This is a genomic window from Microbacterium wangyouchuni (assembly GCF_051546305.1).
Taxonomy (GTDB): domain Bacteria; phylum Actinomycetota; class Actinomycetes; order Actinomycetales; family Microbacteriaceae; genus Microbacterium.
In genome coordinates this window covers 1-15841 of record NZ_JBPTMA010000013.1, presented here as the reverse complement: position 1 = coordinate 15841, position 15841 = coordinate 1, and the positions used below count along the sequence as shown (strand labels likewise).

Below are 15841 nucleotides of genomic sequence, written 5' to 3'. Positions count from 1 at the left end.
GTGTCACCGTCACCTGTGGATAACTCCGATCCGACGCCCGCGCTCTCGATAACCTGCTGCGCATGGACGATCCTCCCCGCCGCGATTCCTCCGGCCCCGAACCTGATGCCGCTGCTGCTGGCGATGCAGCCGGTGCCGGCGATGTCGGCGATGTCGGCGATGTCGGCGGCGCCGCTGGTGCAGCCGATGCCGCCGATGCCGCCGTCGCTGCCGCCGCCGCCGATGCCACCGCCGCCGATGCCACCGCCGATGCCGCCGATCGCGAACTCCCACCCGCGCTCGCACGTGCCCACACGGCGGAGCGGAGCAAACGCCGATCCGCCCCGCGCGGCTCGATCCGCGGAGCTGTCGCTCTCGCCCTGCTCGCGATAGCCGGTGTCCACTCGCTTCTGACTCTCGCCACACTGACGCTGCCTGTTCTGCTGTCGTGGGCCGCGCCGCCCGAAGCGTTCCTTCTGCTGACGGTGCCATGGTTCGCGTTCGTGTTCGGTTGGTGGCTGTTCGCGGCGATGTTCCTGCTCGGCCTCGGTCTAAGCATCCGCACACCGAGCCCGGCCCCGCAGCTCGTCTGGGCGGCGATCACGGCGATCTCGTTCACCGCGGCCGCCATTATTCTCGCCGGCGAGGGCCTGTTTCCGTGGCCGTTCGTGCCCGCGTTTCAGTGACGGGCGCGTCTAGGGCATGGCGGCCTTCCGACTACCGCGCGTCGGCGTTTCGTCACGGACGATGCCCGCGCGGCATCCTCCAGTTCCGGACTGCGACGCGGCCGAGTAGCATTTGAGGCGTGACTGAACGCGCCCCCCTCTCCCGCAAGCTGTCCGCCATTGCCGAATCGGCGACCCTGAAGGTCGACGCGAAGGCCAAGGCCCTCAAGGCCGCGGGCAAGCCCGTCATCTCTTATGCCGCGGGCGAGCCCGATTTCAACACCCCGCAGTTCATCGTGGATGCTGCAGCCACCGCCCTCGCGAACCCGGCGAACTACCGGTACACGCCGGCGGGCGGCCTCCCGGCGCTGCGCGAGGCGATTGCCGCCAAGACGCTGCGGGACTCGGGTCTCGAGGTCGCGGCGAGCCAGGTCATCGTCACCAACGGTGGCAAGCAGGCGGTGTACCAGGCGTTCCAGACCGTGGTGAATCCGGGCGATGAGGTGCTGCTACCGGCTCCGTACTGGACCACCTACCCCGAAGCGATCGCTCTGGCCGACGGCATCCCGGTGTCGGTTTTCGCCGGGGCCGACCAGGACTACAAGGTGACCGTCGAGCAGCTCGAGGCTGCACGCACCGAGCGCACCACCGCGCTGGTGTTCGTGTCGCCGTCGAACCCGACCGGCGCTGTGTACACGCTCGAAGAGACCCGCGCGATCGGCGAGTGGGCGGTTGAGCACGGCATCTGGGTCATCTCGGATGAGATCTACCAGAACCTCACCTACGAAGGAGTGAAGGCAACCTCGATTGTGGAGGCTGTTCCGGATGTCGCCGGCCAGACGATCCTGGTCAACGGCGTCGCGAAGACCTATGCCATGACCGGTTGGCGGGTGGGCTGGATGGTGGGCCCGACCGATGCGATGAAGGTCGCCGGCAACCTGCAGTCACACCTGACCAGCAACGTGAACAACGTCGCGCAGCACGGGGCGATCGCCGCTCTGACGGGTCCGCAGACGGAGTCGGAGCAGTTCCGCGAGGCGTTTGATCGCCGCCGCCGCCTGATCGTGTCCGAACTGTCGAAGATCGATGGCGTGCGTGTGCCGAACCCGCTCGGCGCGTTCTACGTGTATCCGGATGTGCAGGGGCTGCTCGGCCGCACCTGGGGTGGCGTCACCCCGACCACGTCGCTGGAGCTGGCCGACCTGATCCTCGAGCAGGCCGAAGTGGCCGTGGTGCCGGGCGAGGCCTTCGGCCCCTCCGGCTACCTGCGTCTGTCGTACGCGCTGGGCGATGAGCAGCTCCTTGAGGGGATGCAGCGCCTGCAGCGCATGTTCGCCTAGCACTGCTCGCGCAGCGACTCACCACCTCGCGAATGAGTCACCACTTTCCGCACGAGTCACCACTGGCGAAGTGGTGACTCGCGGGGAAACCCACGACTCACGTTGCGGCGGCGAGTCGCGGAGCAGCGGCAGCGTCGCGGAGCGGCAGCAGCGGCAGCGCGGCGGCAGCAGCGGTAGCGGCAGCGGCAGCGGCAGCGCGATTCAGGCGGTGACCTGGTACCCGATCAGCCAACGGATGCCGTAGCGGTCAGTGACCTGGCCGTCGAAGTCGCCCCAGGGGCGCTGCTGCAGCGGATCGATTGCGGTGCCGCCATCCGACAGCTTCGTGAACCAGTCGTGCAGTACCTCGGGCTCAGCAGTGCCGAGCAGCGAGAAGCTCGCGCCGACGATGTGCACGGCGTCCTCGTCTCCGGCAGCATCCGCGGCAAACAGTTCAACGGTGCCCTGCAGCATGCCGTGGCCGATTGCATCTGCCGGGCCGTCCGTGCGCTGCGCATCTGCGTAGGTGTAGAGCACGAGCTCGCCACCGAACACACTTTGGTAGAAGCCGAGCGCCTCGGCCGCGTTGCCGGGGAAGAACAGGTACGGCACAAGTCCAGTCATCCTGCGAGCGTACTCCCCCGCCGCGCACTGCCCTTCCACGGCTCCGCCACCCGCCACCACCGCGCACAACTCCTGAACAATGGCCGGAAACACCCCGGAACCGGCCAGAATCAGGCCCGCAGCCACCAGTTCTCAGGAGTTATGCGCGAACCGGAGCAGGCAACGCCCCGCCGCGCACCGGCCAGCCACGGTTCCGCCACCCGCAACCACCGCGCACAACTCCTGAACAATGGCCGGAAACACCCCGGAACCGGCCAGAATCACGGCCGCAGCCACTAGTTCTCAGGAGTTATGCGCGGGGGAAATGAGAGGGAACGGGCAACAGCCCGGAACGGGCAACAGCCCGGAGGTCCAACCGCTACAGCTCCACGCCGATGAGCACCGGTTCCGGCTGCAGCAGCAGCCCGAACTCCGAATGCACGCGGGCCTGGATGTACCGGGCAAGCTCCGCCAGCTCCCCCGCCGTCGCACCGCCGCGGTTGGTCAACGCCAGCGCATGCTTGGTCGAGATCCCGGCACGTGAGCGCGGCAGCCTGAACCCCTTGGAAATTCCAGAGTTCTCGATCAGCCAGCCGGCACTGACCTTGACCTCGCTGCGCACAGCGGGCGCCGCAGGCACCTGGCCGTCGTAGGCCTCCAGCGGAATGACCGTGACCGTATCCAGGTCTGGGGCGACAGGCCACCGCGGGCACTCCGGCGGCAGCTGGTTCGCCACGGTCTCCGACACGATCAGGTTCTGGAAGAACGAACCGGCACTGCTGGTGTCAGCATCCGCATCGTCGAGCAGCATTCCCTTCGCTGCCCGGATGCGCAGAATCTCCGAGCGCACCCACGCCAGCGGAACAGCCTCGTCGCTGGTGAGTCCGAGCGCTCGACGCAGCTGTTCGCCGCGAACGACACGTCCGGCCGCGCCGACCTCCGCCAAATCAAGCGTCACCGAGAGGATGACCGCATGCCGCAGCGGCACGCTGTCGTAGTGGTGTTTGAGCACCGACGTGCGAAAACCGAGTCCGAGCTCCGACGCCGGAACCGTCGACACCTCACCGGTCGATTCGTCGATGAGCTCGACTTCGACCAGCGTCTCCTGAATCTCCTGCCCGTACGCCCCGATGTTCTGCACCGGCGCAGCACCGACCGTCCCGGGAATCCCGCTCATCGCCTCGATACCGGCGAGCCCCTGCTCGACCGTGTAGGCGACGAGGTCATCCCAGTTGTGTCCGGCCTGCACGCGCACGCGCATACGCCCCGGATGCGGCGACGGGATCAACGAGATCCCCGTGGTCAGCACACGGATGACGGTGCCCTCGAACGGCTCGTCACCGACGAACAGGTTCGACCCGCCGCCGAGCACGAACCACTCCTCGTGCCGCGCCCACACTTCACGCAGCGCTTCAATCAGCGACGCGGTTGTGGTGGCATCCAGCATCCGCTCGGGGGCGGCGCCGGTGCGCAGGGTTGTCAGCTGCGAGAGCGGGATCGGCGTCGTCATAGCGCGACGCGCAGCTGCGCTTTGACCAGCACGGTGGTGTCGGCGGCTTTCACGGTGAGGTCGATGCGTGCGGTCTCGGCATCCACGGCGCCGATCTTGGCGAGCACGGATACGTCCGCGCCGTCGGTGGGATCGACGACGACCGGGCGGGTGAAGCGCACGCCGTAGTCGGTGATCTTCGCGACGTCACCGAGAGCTGCGACGACGACAGATGAGGCGAGTCCCATCGTGAGCATGCCGTGCGCGAGCACGCCGGGCAGGCCCACGGATTCCGCAACATCGTCGCGGTAGTGGATGGGGTTGAAGTCTCCGGATGCTCCGGCATAGCGCACCAGCGACTCACGAGTCAGGTGCACGGTGCGCTCAGCGATCACATCACCGACAGAGAGAGTAGAGAGGTTCATGCTGCGTCCTCCTCGTCCGAGCCGACCAGCAGCACGCTCGTCGCAGTGACGACGAGGTCGCCGCCGGCATCCGTGATCGCAGCTTCACTGGTGATCATCGCGTTTCCTGCCATCATTCGGATGCCGGTGACCTTCAGCCGTCCGGTGAGCTCGTCGCCCGCGACGATCGGCCGCGTGTAGGCGAAGCGCTGTTCGGCGTGGATGGTTCGGGCCAGCACGATTCCGGAGTCGGGTTCGGCGAGCAGCTGCTGCAGCGTGAGGTCTTGGACGACCATCGCGAAGGTGGGCGGCGCCACGACATCCGCGTAGCCGAGAGCGCGTGCGGCCTCGACGTCGGTGTGCAGCGGGGCGTCGGCGAAGACGGCGCGAGAAAACTCGCGTACCTTCTCACGGCCGACCAGGTACGGCGGTGTCGGCGGGAATTCCCGGCCGACCAGTTCGGAGTTCACAGACACCCATCGAGTCTACCGAGTGGATGCCTCGGCCTCAGCGCGGCGTCCGTTCGATGCGCCGCACGCTTCGGCGGAGAAAGCAGCCGTGGGCGGCCATCCGTGCTGGAATCCTCCGCCCAAACGCGCGAACTCCTCCCGAACGCGCGAACTCCTCCCGAACGCGCGGCTTCCGCTGCGAACGCACGCTCAGGCGGAAAACGCAGCCTTGGGAGGCCATCTGTGCTGGAATCCTCCGCCCAAACGTGCGAACTCCTCCCGAGGCTGCGGCCAGCCTCAGCGTCGCGTCCGGTTAATGCGCCGCACGCTTCGGCGGAGAAAGCAGCCTTGGGAGGCCATCCGTGCTGGAATCCTCCGCCCAAACGTGCGAACTCCTCCCGAACGCGCGGCCTCCGCCCGAGGCTGCGAACGCGCCCCAGCCCAGCCCCAGCCCCAGCCCCAGCCCAGCCTCAGCGTCGGCGCCCGCGAATGGCCTTGATGGTCATCTGTACGGCGATGGCTGCAATGTATCCGACAAAGAGCATGTTGCCGGCGAAGGGGTCGAGCAGGGTCGCGAGCCACGCGCCGAGGGCTGTCATAGTGCAGGCGGAGAGCCCGATGATTCCGGCGGCGAGCAGGTCGACGTTGCGGTGGCGAAGGTTGCCGATGGTCCCCGAGATCGCGGTCGGAATCATCATCATCAGGCTCGTGCCCTTGGCTTCGAGGTCACTGGTGCCGAAGACCAGCATCAGCACCGGCACGATGATCACGCCGCCGCCGACGCCGATGAGTCCGGCGATGACACCGGTGCAGACGCCGACTGCGGCCAGGCCCACGCCATTGATCCAGCCGAGTTCGAACACGGCGGTACGCGATGGCACGACGAGGAACAGGCTCACGATCACGAGGAGCAGGAACCCGACGAAGCCCCAGCGCAGCGCGGTCTGCGAGATCCGCGGCAGCAGCCAGGTGCCGATCTGGGCGCCGATGACGGCGCCTCCGGCGAGGATCAGTGCGGGAATCCAGGCGACCGATCCGGATGCCGCGTACGAGATGACCCCGACGCTCGCAGTCGGCACGATCGCGGCGAGAGACGTGCCCGCTGCCAGACGCTGATCGAACGGCAGCGTGAGCACGAGCAACGGAACGATGATTGTTCCGCCGCCGACACCGAACAGACCGGACAGGAGGCCGGCGACGAGCCCGATGATGACGAAGGTAATGTACGCCCGCGGACCGCGGATTCTTGCTGCGGGTGTCTCGGTCAATTCATCCCTCGTCCTGCGCCCAGTCGTTTGGCGATGGCTGCGGCAGCTTCCTGCAACCGCCCGGCGGCGTCATTCATCTTGTCTGCGGTGAAGCGGTCGGCAGGCCCGGAGATCGACAGAGCTGCGCAGATCTGACCCGACCCGTCACGGACGCCGACTGCCACGGAACTCACATTCGCGATCGTCTCATTGGATGCCACCGCGAACCCACGCTCGCGCATGTCGATGATGCGCTCTCGGATCTCATCCGGCGTCAGGGAGTCGAACAGTGAGGCGTCATGCTCATGGTCGGCCAGCACCCGATCGATTTCAGCATCCGACATTCCGCTCATAAGAATGCGTCCGTTGGCACCGGACCACAGCGGGTACAGCCGGCCCATCTCCGAGGCGAAGCGGATCTCGGCGTTGCTCTGCACTTCCTCGAGGAAGACTCGGGCGTTGCCCACGGCGACCGACAGCCCCACCGTCTCGTGGGTCTCGTCACGGAGCGCGAACATGTAGGGGCGCGACTCATTAACGAGCACGTTGCCACCGTTGTATCCGAGGCCGATCACGAGCGCCTGCGGACCGATCCGGTACCGCTGGGTCGAAGCATCCTGGATCACCATGCCGCTGGCAGCCAGAGTCGCGAGGATCCGCTGCACCGTGCTTCGGGCGAAGCCCGTCGACGGGGCAAGCTCGCGAGCGCTTGCCCCATCGGTGTGCGTTCGGAGTGCGGAAAGAATCTGGATCGCCTTCGATACGGCGTTGTCCGAGGTTCCTTCCATCACGTCAGACTATCGCGGCTGCGCACATCACTCCGACGGCAGTCCGCTGCCGCGGGACTCATACAGTGCCAGCACGCGATCGCGCGGGATGACCCCGCAGCGCGATGCCCAGACGTCGTAGGCTGCCGACAGCTCCGCGACGATCGCCGGATGCGACACGGCAACGTCGTGCAGCTCGGTGCGATCGCGCACCATGTCGTACAGTTCCCACTGCTGCGCGTACTTCTTGACGAGCTTCCACTGGCCCCGGCGCACACCGCAGTTGCCCTCGTGCTCCCAGTACAGCAGTCGCGCATCATCGGCGGCGTCCTCGCGGAGGGTGTCGAGCATGCTCACACCTTCGAGGGGCAGCGGGGTGCGGTCGGGATAGGTTTCCGGATACTCGGTGCCGGCTGCTTCCAGCACCGTGGCCATGACATCCGGCAGCTGGTGGGGCTGGTTGCGGATGACGCCACTGGGCAGCTGGTCGGGCCAGCTGACGATCAGCGGCGTGGAGATCCCGCCCTCATGAATCCAGTGCTTGTACTCGCGGAACGGTGTGTTCGAGAGGTTCGCCCACGCGCGTCCATAGGTCGCGTACGTGTCTTCACCACCGGGGATGATGCTCGCATCGTTGCCTGGCCGGACTTCGCGACCGTCACGGGTCGTGGCGTCGAAGGAGACGTACGTGGTGACGAATTCCTTCGCGGTCTCCAGCGGCATCTCCTCGGCGCATCCACCGTTGTCGGAGAGGAAGAGGATGATCGTGTTGTCGAACGTGCCCTGGCGTCGCAGTTCGTCGACGACGCGTCCGACACCCTGGTCCATCCGGTCGATCTGCGCGGCGTACACCGCCATGCGCATGGCCTCCCACTCCTTGTCCGAGACGTCGTCCCAGGCGGGGATGCGCGCATCGCGCTCGGTGAGCTTCCACTGCTCGTCGATGATTCCGGATGCCACCAGGCGAGCCAGCCGCTCGGCGCGCAGCTCGTCCCATCCGGCGTCGAAACGGCCGGCATACTTGGCGATGTCTTCTTCCAGCGCGTGCAGCGGCCAGTGCGGTGCGGTGTAGGCGACATACATGAAGAACGGGTCGTCGCCGTGCTCAGCTTCGTGCTTCTTCATGAACTCCACAGCGTTATCGCTGATGGCATCCGTGTAGTAGAAGTCCTCCGCTTCGGTCTCCGCCTCGACGTTTACTTCGTTGCGGGTCAGCGTGCGCGGCTGGAAGAAGCTTCCGGCACCCTCGAGCGTTCCGAAGAACTCATCGAATCCGCGCCGCGTGGGCCAGGCATCCGTCGGGTTGTGAATATCGCCGGCCATGTGCCACTTGCCGGAGACGTAGCTGCGGTAGCCCGCGGGCTTCAGAGCCTCGGCGATCGTGACGCAATCACGGTTGAGATTGCCCGCGTAGCCTTCCGGGGCATCGTCGTAGTTGAGGATGCCGATACCGGTCTGGTGGGGGTGCAACCCTGTCAGCAACGAGGCGCGCGACGGGCTGCACCGGGCGGTGTTGTAGAACTGCGTGAGCGATGCACCACCGGCCGCGAGAGCATCGATGTTCGGGGTGAGCACCTCTCCCCCGAAGCATCCGATATCGGAGAATCCCATGTCGTCGACGAGGATGAGGACGACGTTGGGTGGCGTGTTGGTCTTCTCAGTCATGAGTGTCTTTCGGTGTCGGGGGGACGTCAGCGAACCGGCTGGACGGCGGCGGCTTCGCTCTCCTGCTGGGCCGCTTTGGCGTGGAGATCGACGTCGATGTCATCGTGCGCGGTCTCTTTCGCGAAGTACAGCGAGATCAGTGCGATGGCGGCGGCGACCATGATGTAGACAGCGACCGGCCACGACGATCCGGAGATCGACACCAGCCAGATGGCGATGATCGGAGCGATCGCGCCGGAGGGAAGAACGCCCAGCTGGTAGACGAGCGACATTCCCGTGTAACGGACACGAGCCGGGAACAGCTCTGCGAAGAAGGCTGCTTCCGCACCGAACATCGTGCACGCGCCGAGCGCCCAGCCGAGCATGATTGCGATCCAAATCAGCTGCTCCACACCGGTGTCGATGAGGGCGAAGACCGGGAAAGCGGTGACCAGGGCGATACCTGCACCGGCGGCGAAGACCGGGCGGCGTCCGTACCGGTCGGAGAGCTTCCCCGCGAACGGGATGACGACGAATCCGATCACACTGGAGATCAGCAGTCCGTTGAGGGCATAGGTGCTGGAGAGCCCGAGGACTGTTGTTGTGTAGGTCAGGATGAAGGCGTTGTAGACGTTGAAGGTGATGCTCTCGCTGAAGCGAGCGCCGATGCCGACGAGGATCTGCTTCGGGTAGTGGCGGATGACCTCGAACACCGGGGCCTTGACGACGTCGCCGGTCTTGACCATGGCGGTGAACGCCTTGGGCTCGCTCACCTGGAGGCGCACGACGAGTCCGACGACGACGAGAAGGATGCTGGCCAGGAACGGGATCCGCCAGGTCCACTCCAACAGCGCTTCATCGCCGGGGATCGAGACGAGGTTGACCGCGAGTGTGGACAGCAGCAGGCCCAGGGGAACGCCGGTCTGCGGCCACGATGAGAAGAGGCCGCGCTTGCCGCGCGGGGCGTGCTCGAAGGTGAGGATGGCCGCGCCACCCCACTCGCCACCCAGGCCGATGCCCTGCAGCATCCGCAGGATGAGCAGCAGGATCGGGGCTGCGACGCCGATCTGCTCGTAGGTCGGCAGGCATCCCATCAGGAAGGTCGAGATGCCCATGATGAGCATCGTGATCACAAGGATCTTCTTGCGGCCAATGCGGTCGCCGTAGTGTCCGAAGATGAGCCCACCGATCGGGCGGGTGACGAAACCGGCCGCGAACGTTCCGAACGCCACGAGCGTGCCCATCAGCGGGTCGAACTCGGGGAAGAACTCGCTATTGAAGACGAGCGCGGCCATCGTCGCGTACAGGAAGAAGTCGTACCACTCGATCACCGACCCGAACACACTGGCGAGCACAGTGTTTCGTTGAGGATTCTTGGTACGGGTGGGGCGTGAGTTCATCGTCGGACTCCTGAAGTCGATGCCGTCGTTGGTTTGTGGTCGCGACTCATGCGTCGCGCGTCCCGTGCTATGGGACAGTGTCCCATATTGGGACCAGCACGACTTTACGAGGTGAACACAGCCGCCGTCAAGTCGAGTCGGCTCCGGGCCAGCGCCGGGCCTGCTCCGGCTCCGCGCCAGGCCCGCACCGGGCCTGCACCGGGCCTGCACCGGGCCTGCACCGGGCCTGCCCAGGCCGTGCTTCACGCGCGAAGCCGCCGAAAACGACGAAACCCGCCACCCCAGGGGTGACGGGTTTCGACTGTTCGTGCTGGTATTACTTGCCGGCCTCGGCGAAGCCTGCGGCTTCAGCGGCTTCAGCGGTGCGGAACCAGACCTCAGCGACGGTCTGGTCGTACCACTGGCCCTCGGGGCGGTGGAACTTCATCGAGTCCTTGTTGCCCTTGATGTCGAAGCCCTCAGGTGCGGTGCCGTCCTCGTTCGGAGCGGCGGAGTCTGCACCGAAGTCGCCCTCGACGAGTGCAGCGGCGGCAACAGCCTCAGCAGCTGCGCCCTCCTCCTGCGACTCGGCGCCGGCGTCAGCAGCCTTGGGGGCCTTCTCGGCCTTCGGGGCAGCAGCCTTGGTGGACTTCTTCACCTTCGGGGTGACGGGCTCGAGAACGAGCTCGATCACGGCCATAGGCGCGTTGTCACCCTTGCGGAAGCCGACCTTCGTGATGCGGGTGTAGCCACCCTCACGCTCGGCGACCAGCGGTGCGATCTCGGTGAACAGAGTGTGCACGACGCTCTTGTCACCGATGACGCTGGCAACGCGACGACGCGCGTGCAGGTCGCCACGCTTAGCGAAGGTGATCAGTCGCTCAGCGTAGGGACGCAGGCGCTTGGCCTTGGTCTCCGTCGTCTTGATCGACTTGTGGGTGAACAGCGCTGCGGCAAGGTTGGCAAGCAGCAGACGCTCGTGAGCGGGGCCGCCTCCGAGGCGGGGTCCCTTACTGGGCTTAGGCATATTGATCTAACTCCTGGTCAGAATTTTGGGAAGGTCAGAAGGACTCGTCTTCGCCTGCGCTGTAGAAGTGGGCGCCGTCAAAACCGGGCACCGAATCCTTGAGCGACAGACCGAGCGAGATGAGCTTGTCGCGCACCTCGTCGACCGACTTCTGGCCGAAGTTGCGGATGTTCATGAGCTGCGTCTCCGACAGTGCGACAAGCTCAGACACCGTGTTGATGCCCTCACGCTTGAGGCAGTTGTAGGAGCGGACCGAAAGGTCGAGGTCCTCGATCGGCATGGACAGCTCGCTGGAGAGCACAGGCTCCACAGGCGCTGGGCCGATCTCGATGCCCTCAGCCTCGACGTTCAGCTCGCGAGCGAGGCCGAACAGCTCGATCAGGGTCTTCGCTGCCGAAGCAACAGCGTCACGCGGGAGCATCGAGGACTTGGTCTCGACGTCCAGGATCAGCTTGTCGAAGTCGGTGCGCTCACCGGCACGAGTTGCCTCGACCCGGTAGCTGACCTTGAGAACCGGCGAGTAGATCGAGTCGATCGGAACCTGTCCGGCCTCGGCGTACTCGTTACGGTTCTGGGTCGACGACACGTAGCCACGGCCACGCTCGATGGTGAGTTCAAGCTCGAACTTCGCCGTCTCGTTGAGCGTTGCAATGACGAGGTCGGAGTTGTGCACCTCGACACCGGCCGGAGCCGAGATGTCAGCGGCGGTAACTTCGCCAGCACCGGTCTTACGCAGGTAAGCGGTGATGGGCTCGTCGCGCTCGCTCGAAACGACGAGCTGCTTGATGTTCAGGATGATCTCAGTGACATCTTCCTTGACACCGGGGATCGTGCTGAACTCGTGCAGCACGCCATCGATCCGGATGCTGGTGACAGCGGCGCCGGGAATCGACGAGAGCAGGCTACGACGCAGCGCGTTGCCAACGGTGTAACCAAAGCCAGGCTCAAGCGGTTCGATAACGAACCGGCTGCGATCCTCGGAGATTTTATCCTCGGTCAGTGTGGGACGCTGTGCAATAAGCACTCTGTGTTCCTTTCGATCACATGCCCGCTATATGACATGTGGTGGGTGAGGTTTTGAGTTGTTGAAAGTCAGTGCCCGGTTCCTGAACTTTGTCGAAGGACGGGCGGAAAGTCGCTCACCCCGGAGGGCGAGCGACTTTACCGGATCAAACGCGGCGACGCTTAGGCGGACGGCATCCGTTGTGTGCCTGAGGCGTGACGTCCTGAATCGAACCCACCTCGAGGCCAGCGGCCGTCAGCGAGCGGATCGCGGTCTCGCGGCCCGAACCCGGACCCTTGACGAAGACGTCAACCTTCTTGACACCGTGCTCCTGAGCCTGGCGGGCTGCCGACTCGGCAGCCATACCAGCGGCGTACGGGGTCGACTTGCGCGAGCCCTTGAAGCCCACGCCACCGGAGGATGCCCAGCTGATGACAGCGCCGGACGGGTCGGTGATCGAGACGATCGTGTTGTTGAACGTCGACTTGATGTGGGCCTGGCCCAGCGCGACGTTCTTCTTTTCCTTGCGGCGCGGCTTGCGCGCGGCGGCCTTAGGTGCAGCCATGAAAGTCTTCTCCTAGTCCCTGGCCGCGCTTAGCGGCTCTTCTTCTTGCCGGCGACGGTGCGCTTCGGGCCCTTGCGGGTACGGGCGTTGGTCTTGGTGCGCTGTCCACGAACAGGCAGACCACGACGGTGGCGGATGCCCTCGTAGGAGCCGATCTCGACCTTGCGGCGGATGTCTGCTGCAACCTCGCGGCGCAGGTCACCCTCCACCTTGTAGGTGCCTTCGATGTGGTCGCGCAGCGCGATGAGCTGCTCGTCCGAGAGGTCCTTGACGCGGATCGACTCATCGATCTCGGTCGCCTTGAGGATCTCAACGGCGCGGGTACGGCCGATGCCGTAGATGTAGGTAAGGGCGATCACCACGCGCTTATCGCGCGGGATGTCAACGCCGGCAAGACGTGCCATGCGGTTCTCCTGAGTGAGTAGAGGTGTGGGGCAGAATATGGACCCGGGCCTCTTTCCCGAGGTGTCAGCTTCTTTCGGCCGTTAAGCCTGGGAAGCGTCTTGATCCTGCCTGTGTTTATTCAGTTGTGTTCTGAAGAGTGCTCAGCCCTGGCGCTGTTTGTGGCGCGGGTTGCTCTTGCAGATAACCATGACGCGGCCGTGGCGGCGGATCACCTTGCAGTGATCGCAGATGGGCTTGACGCTGGGGTTGACCTTCATATTGTTTCCTTGTTCGCTGTCTTCGTGCTGTCTCGCTCCCCGAGCCTGTCGAGGGGCAGGACAACCGTTACTTCTCGACCGATCAGCGGTAGCGGTAGACGATACGGCCGCGAGTCAAGTCGTAGGGGCTGAGCTCCACGACCACGCGGTCTTCGGGGATGATGCGGATGTAGTTCTGCCGCATTTTTCCAGAGATCGTTGCAAGGACCTTATGTCCGTTGCTGAGCTCAACGCGGAACATCGCATTGGGCAGCGCCTCGGAAATGACGCCCTCGATCTCGATGACACCGTCTTTCTTAGCCATAGCCTCGCTGACGCTTCTGCAGACCGGTCGATCTGCGTTGGATGGATGAATGTGATGCCTCAACCGGACGGACACGCCGAAAACCGGGCGCAAGGCACCAACGCTCCATCTTATCCGCCACAGGCGCATCCGGCAACTTGAGCCGCCGCCGGCCTGGTCATCAGCAAGAAAGCGGGCCGCTCCCGAAGGAGCGACCCGCTTTGTGGAGCAGGTTGGATCAGCCGAGCAGTTCGTTGAGCTGCTCCTGGCCGCCCGCCTGAAGATTGACGAGCTCGTTATCGATCATCACGGTCGGCGTGCTCGCAATGTCGTGTGCGTTGGTCTGGTCTTCGACGAACTTCATGTAGGTGCCGTCGGCGATGCAATCGGCAGCGGACCCCGCGCCTACCTGCTCAGCGAGCGCGCTCATTTCGTCGTCGCTGAGGCCCGCCGTACCGCCCTGCGGCTGGTTGGCGAAGAGCAGGTCGAAGAAGTCCAGCGTCGAGTCGGGCGCCTCGGCTGCAACACAGTAGACAGCCCCACCTGCGCGCGAGGAGTAGTCCGTTCCCTGCGACTGGTGGTTGAGGATCGCGACCGGGTGGAGGCGAAGGGTGATGTCGCCGTCCACGGCAGCCTGCTGGAGCTGCGCGCCGTAGCTCTGCTCGAACGAGTTGCACGCGGGGCACATGAAGTCGACGAATGTATCGACCTCGGTGTCGCCTTCACCGACGACGATCGCACCGCTGTCCTCGTCGATGATCGTGCTCTGCGGCGCGACCCCGGGTGCACCGGCCTGGTTGTTCAGGAAGACGACGAGGGCACCGAGCCCGACGAGGACGACGACGACGGCAATGGAGATTCCGACGGCGAACCAGTTGGTGTTGCTCTTGGCGGCAGCAGCCATGACGTTCCGATCAGTAGAAGGAGGGTGGCGCCGAGCGCCCATACCATTTCATCTTTCCCCAAAATCCTATGCCCCCGCAGTGAGTGCGCTCCCCTGCGCGCCGCCCCTGCTCGCCCGTGCCCCGGGCCATTCCCCCCCGCGAGAAACGTCCTTCTGCATGAGAAACGTGGTGCCAACACCTGTCTCATGCAGTTAGCCATTTCTCGCGCGCAGCGCAGGCGAGGTCAGGCGCGGCGATTCCACGGCTTCGCCCGCGGATTGTGCTTAAGCGTGACCAGCATTGCGTCTTGCCGCGGCCGGACGATCGGCACACCGATCGACGCCAACGCCTGGCAGAGCGGATTCACCTTCCAGATGTCGCGCATTTCCCATCGAGCGAATGGATGCTGGTGCCGGCGAAGCCGATCCTCACGGCGCTTCTCGTCCTTGAGCTTGTTCGCCGCTTCCGCAGCATCTTCTAGGTTGTATTTGCCCCAGCCGTCAGACTCGCCGATACCGCGGACCGACTTGAAAAAGAAGTCCACCCGATCGAGCTCGCCCTCATAGAAGAACTCGCGCTGCAGCACTGGCACCTCGAACCCGCTCCAGAGGATGACCGCTCGGCTCAAGCTTTCAGCCGGTGACTCCGCCAGCGGATCAGCCAGTTCCCACGCCGCTTGCATTCGTGCCCGCCCACGCTGATTCTGCTGTCCGCTGGCCCGCTCCCGAAGTTCGCTGAGGCTGAGCAATCCGCCCTGCACCGGCGAGATCGAAGCATCCGTGATTGCGAGCGCCTGCGCCGGCGAAACGACCCGAACGAGATCGCAAACGGTATCGAGCAGGCTGGTCACGGAGACCCCGTTCACCTGTTCGATCGCACGGGGATCACGACTGGTGTGCACGCAGACATCTCCGTACCGCCACGACGCGGTGCGATCAGGGTCGAAGACATGGATGTCTTTGGGCTCGTTGAACTGCGGCAGGCCCCAGATGACAGCCGACGACTCGAGGCAGAGCACAGCATCCGGGTTCTTCCGCAGGAAGGCATACACGCGCACGGCGTACCTCTTGCGCGCCGGAAGCTTCTCATACGCGGCGCGGTCGACATATATCCCCTTACGCACGCGCAGCCAGGCCGAATTCAGCCGGATGCCGAGCCGCCGAGCATCCTCGGTCGTGCACAGCGGAAGCGGGGAGACCGCACACGCGCGGTCGAGCAGTGTCAATGGCATCCGCTCATCGTGCCCGAACCGGCGCTCTCACACGGCGCTATCCCCAGCTTCAGCTCGGTCGGCGAATTGTGGAGAACAACTCCTCACACCACGAGAAATGGTTTGCCGCATGAAACAGGTGCTGTGATGTCTCAGGTCTTCGGTGACGGTTCTTGTCTCAGAACATTGGTGACGGTTTCTGTCTCAGGAGATGGGTAACGGTTCATGAAGCCGCGGGGTTTGCCGTTGCCGACGTAGGTGG

The 15841-nt window shown here is 64.9% G+C and carries 18 protein-coding genes; 2 read left to right on the top strand and 16 right to left on the bottom strand.

Annotation, left to right across the window (positions count from 1 at the left end; genetic code table 11):
* Positions 1-62 precede the first annotated feature (62 nt).
* Positions 63-665, top strand: a complete 603-nt coding sequence (locus tag ACSS7Z_RS15895; RefSeq protein ID WP_438255848.1) for a hypothetical protein — start codon at positions 63-65, stop codon at positions 663-665.
* 119 nt (positions 666-784) lie between these two features.
* Positions 785-1984: a pyridoxal phosphate-dependent aminotransferase gene (locus ACSS7Z_RS15890; RefSeq protein ID WP_438255847.1), complete on the top strand. Its 1200-nt coding sequence runs from the start codon at positions 785-787 to the stop codon at positions 1982-1984.
* 201 nt (positions 1985-2185) lie between these two features.
* Here ACSS7Z_RS15890 and ACSS7Z_RS15885 read toward each other — a convergent pair whose 3' ends face one another.
* From ACSS7Z_RS15885 to ACSS7Z_RS15810, 16 genes are all read right to left on the bottom strand, one after another.
* A complete protein-coding gene (locus tag ACSS7Z_RS15885; protein WP_438255846.1) occupies positions 2186-2587 on the bottom strand; it encodes a VOC family protein in 402 nt (133 codons plus the stop codon).
* A gap of 358 nt (positions 2588-2945) precedes the next feature.
* Positions 2946-4076, bottom strand: a complete 1131-nt coding sequence (locus tag ACSS7Z_RS15880; RefSeq protein WP_438255845.1) for a UDP-N-acetylmuramate dehydrogenase — start codon at positions 4074-4076, stop codon at positions 2946-2948.
* Positions 4073-4480: a MaoC/PaaZ C-terminal domain-containing protein gene (locus ACSS7Z_RS15875; RefSeq protein WP_438255844.1), complete on the bottom strand. Its 408-nt coding sequence runs from the start codon at positions 4478-4480 to the stop codon at positions 4073-4075. Before ACSS7Z_RS15875 ends, ACSS7Z_RS15880 begins: the two co-directional genes overlap by 4 nt.
* A complete protein-coding gene (locus ACSS7Z_RS15870) occupies positions 4477-4935 on the bottom strand; it encodes an FAS1-like dehydratase domain-containing protein (RefSeq protein WP_438255843.1) in 459 nt (152 codons plus the stop codon). Before ACSS7Z_RS15870 ends, ACSS7Z_RS15875 begins: the two co-directional genes overlap by 4 nt.
* A gap of 443 nt (positions 4936-5378) precedes the next feature.
* Entirely contained in the window at positions 5379-6176 is a 798-nt protein-coding gene (locus ACSS7Z_RS15865; protein WP_438255842.1) for a sulfite exporter TauE/SafE family protein, read from the bottom strand.
* The gene (locus ACSS7Z_RS15860; RefSeq protein WP_438255841.1) at positions 6173-6943 is read right to left on the bottom strand and encodes an IclR family transcriptional regulator; all 771 of its coding nucleotides are present in this window, start codon (positions 6941-6943) and stop codon (positions 6173-6175) included. Before ACSS7Z_RS15860 ends, ACSS7Z_RS15865 begins: the two co-directional genes overlap by 4 nt.
* A gap of 27 nt (positions 6944-6970) precedes the next feature.
* Positions 6971-8587, bottom strand: a complete 1617-nt coding sequence (locus ACSS7Z_RS15855; protein WP_438255840.1) for an arylsulfatase — start codon at positions 8585-8587, stop codon at positions 6971-6973.
* A 26-nt stretch (positions 8588-8613) separates the two neighbouring features.
* Positions 8614-9966: an MFS transporter gene (locus ACSS7Z_RS15850; RefSeq protein WP_438255839.1), complete on the bottom strand. Its 1353-nt coding sequence runs from the start codon at positions 9964-9966 to the stop codon at positions 8614-8616.
* A gap of 316 nt (positions 9967-10282) precedes the next feature.
* The gene (gene rplQ / locus ACSS7Z_RS15845) at positions 10283-10972 is read right to left on the bottom strand and encodes a 50S ribosomal protein L17, sunset domain variant (RefSeq protein ID WP_438255838.1); all 690 of its coding nucleotides are present in this window, start codon (positions 10970-10972) and stop codon (positions 10283-10285) included.
* Positions 10973-11006: 34 nt separating this feature from the next.
* The gene (locus ACSS7Z_RS15840; protein ID WP_438255837.1) at positions 11007-11996 is read right to left on the bottom strand and encodes a DNA-directed RNA polymerase subunit alpha; all 990 of its coding nucleotides are present in this window, start codon (positions 11994-11996) and stop codon (positions 11007-11009) included.
* A gap of 145 nt (positions 11997-12141) precedes the next feature.
* Positions 12142-12540: a 30S ribosomal protein S11 gene (rpsK, locus tag ACSS7Z_RS15835; RefSeq protein ID WP_438255836.1), complete on the bottom strand. Its 399-nt coding sequence runs from the start codon at positions 12538-12540 to the stop codon at positions 12142-12144.
* Between the two features lie 29 nt (positions 12541-12569).
* Entirely contained in the window at positions 12570-12944 is a 375-nt protein-coding gene (rpsM, locus tag ACSS7Z_RS15830; RefSeq protein WP_438255835.1) for a 30S ribosomal protein S13, read from the bottom strand.
* Positions 12945-13085: 141 nt separating this feature from the next.
* The gene (gene rpmJ / locus ACSS7Z_RS15825; protein WP_005050492.1) at positions 13086-13202 is read right to left on the bottom strand and encodes a 50S ribosomal protein L36; all 117 of its coding nucleotides are present in this window, start codon (positions 13200-13202) and stop codon (positions 13086-13088) included.
* Between the two features lie 82 nt (positions 13203-13284).
* Entirely contained in the window at positions 13285-13506 is a 222-nt protein-coding gene (gene infA, locus ACSS7Z_RS15820; RefSeq protein ID WP_017201569.1) for a translation initiation factor IF-1, read from the bottom strand.
* Between the two features lie 217 nt (positions 13507-13723).
* Complete coding sequence (locus tag ACSS7Z_RS15815) at positions 13724-14389, bottom strand: DsbA family protein (protein ID WP_438255834.1); 666 nt, start codon at positions 14387-14389, stop codon at positions 13724-13726.
* A 224-nt stretch (positions 14390-14613) separates the two neighbouring features.
* Positions 14614-15600 carry a hypothetical protein gene (locus tag ACSS7Z_RS15810; protein ID WP_438255833.1) on the bottom strand — a complete coding sequence of 329 codons (987 nt, stop codon included), beginning with the start codon at positions 15598-15600 and terminating at the stop codon, positions 14614-14616.
* Between the last annotated feature and the right edge of the window lie 241 nt (positions 15601-15841).